This is a genomic window from Moraxella oculi (genome assembly GCF_023336735.1).
Taxonomy (GTDB): Bacteria; Pseudomonadota; Gammaproteobacteria; order Pseudomonadales; family Moraxellaceae; genus Moraxella; species Moraxella oculi.
Map to the genome: position 1 here is coordinate 1 of NZ_JAMBAQ010000049.1, position 2,105 is coordinate 2,105.

Annotated in this window: 2 protein-coding genes; both read right to left on the reverse strand. The window is 38.7% G+C overall.

Annotated features, from left to right (window positions below; genetic code table 11):
- Window positions 1–148: 148 nt before the first annotated feature.
- Entirely contained in the window at window positions 149–640 is a 492-nt protein-coding gene (locus tag M2R47_RS09300; protein WP_046699883.1) for a hypothetical protein, read from the reverse strand.
- Window positions 641–643: 3 nt separating this feature from the next.
- On the reverse strand, window positions 644–2,105 hold a 1,462-nt coding region (locus tag M2R47_RS09305), incomplete at its 5' end, for a polymorphic toxin type 47 domain-containing protein (RefSeq protein ID WP_249102512.1).

Sequence of the window (2,105 nt, forward strand, 5' to 3'; positions counted from 1 at the left end):
GGGTAAGATGGGTGGTTGGTGTGAGTCATGGGTTTGGGGTTTTTGGGGTTGGGGGTAGGGTTGTAGCCTTTAAGGGTTTAGCAAATCAAAATCAAACAAATTCTATGAGTTACACTGTAATGCTTAGGTTGTGCTGTCGCTATCCAGCTTACGGGCTATTTGCCCCACAAAAAGCCTGCCACTCCCTCCCTATTATTTCAATTTGCTTTTGACATTGGCCAAGACCGATTAAGACTTCATACCTTTCCCAGATCACACATCTTGATAAATCATCAGTAATAATATAAAAATTAAAGTTATAGCAATTAGATAAAATAGCCACTAAATCATTTAAATTAGAAAAGTGTAGTACTTCATCATATTCCAAAGGTTCAAAGAAAAAATAAACTGATTGACTAAAGGAAAGTCTTTCTAAGAAAAATGATCTGTTTTCAGCAATATAGGGTAGATGTATGCCTGTATGATCATCAATTACACATTCCCACAAGTCATCTGAAAAATTCTTTCTTTTAAAAAATTTATTCAATACCAGCTCAAAAAAAGTTTTTCTATCACTAGATGATAGTATTGAATATTGAGATATGTTTTTTTCCAACAGTACCTCAAAAAAATCTTCAACAAAATAAGGTTTATTACTCATAAATTACCTCACTCTATACACATCAACTTTGTCCACAAAAATGTGACCAACTATGTTGTTTTTTCCTGGGGTTTGCCATCCAATATGTGGAGAGCCTGGCGTTCCTGGTTTAGTATGCCCCATGTCTATATTGACCTCCGCACCTCTGTTTTTTCCAGACAAAACCCGATATTCCACTGGAAAACTTTTACCATTCTTATCTTTTGCCCATTTAGTAACAGAGAACTCAGAACGACTAACCCCGGTTTTTTGGAATGCCAAATCCAAAGCATCTTTTTGAGTTTTGCCTGTATTTCTTAGATCGATATCCACCCCATGTTTAAAAATATAACCGTTTTTTAAAACAGGGTCTAAATCTCTTTGGTTCTGGCTATTAGACCTGCTAGGATTGACGCTTTTTCTCCCGCTACCCACAGCCATAGCACCAACCGTACCGGCACCAACTTGCATTAGCAAATCTTCAGTGCTTCCAGGTGTTACTCCACCATCTCTTCGAAGAGCCTCTATTCGTGCTGGTGGCGTTTGAGTTGATGACCAGCTTGATAGTTCCATTGCAGCCAAAGTATGACGTTTATTTTGAATGGTTTCTAAATGTGGTGAATTTACACCGATATAGCCATCATTAGCAAAACTATCAAAATCCTCCCAAGTAAGTATACCCCGTTCAACTAATTGGAGTTGTATATTCTTGGTGCGTTCTGATTCTCGATGCCACTCGTTTTTAACCGCATCTCTACAAGCATCATCTTTACAAGCATTATATTTTTTTTCTAGTGTTTCATAAGAAACAGCACCAGCTCTTTTGAGAGCTAGAACATGTTCCAATTGTGCAGGAGTTAATTTGCCACTTCTTAATGCAGATTCATGGTACAAATAATTCCACTGCACCTGCCCCACATTATTGATGGTGCTTGCTGTGCTGTCGCCTATGGTTGCTCCTAGTGTTGCTGATAAGGTAAGTAAGGCGGTCTGTCTTGTATTTTCATCAAAGCCTTGTTTTGTTAAGTATTCGTCTATCTTTGGAATGGTATAGGCAGTTGTACCTGCTGATACAGTACCTTCTATCGTACCTGTGGCTAGGGCTGCGGTTGCGGTGTGTAATGCAATACGGTAAATACCACCTTCGCCCCATTTATCAATCTCTTTGATGGTATTTTGATACTCATCAGATGTGATGTCAATGTTTTCATCATTAAGTTCATCAAGTTTTTGAATGAGTTTAAAGGCTTGATTGTCTGCAAAGTCCGCCACTACCTTTGGAGCCTCTCTCCCAAACTCTGTGGTAATCACTGTTTGGGCATTTAACTCTTTTAATGCTTGCTCTTTATCAAAGTCATTAGCAATGATTTGATTTAGCTCATCTTGAACTTCTGGTTGGTTGAAGTTTTCTGTATTGATGTGGCTAAGTCCTGCTTGGTCTGTGATGGCAGAGTGGGTGGTGCTGGTTTTATGGGTTGGGGTTATT

Bases quoted from the DNA above. Each gene is read 5' to 3' on its own strand.
- M2R47_RS09300 (WP_046699883.1), bottom strand. From the start codon at position 640: ATGAGTAATAAACCTTATTTTGTTGAAGATTTTTTTGAGGTACTGTTG.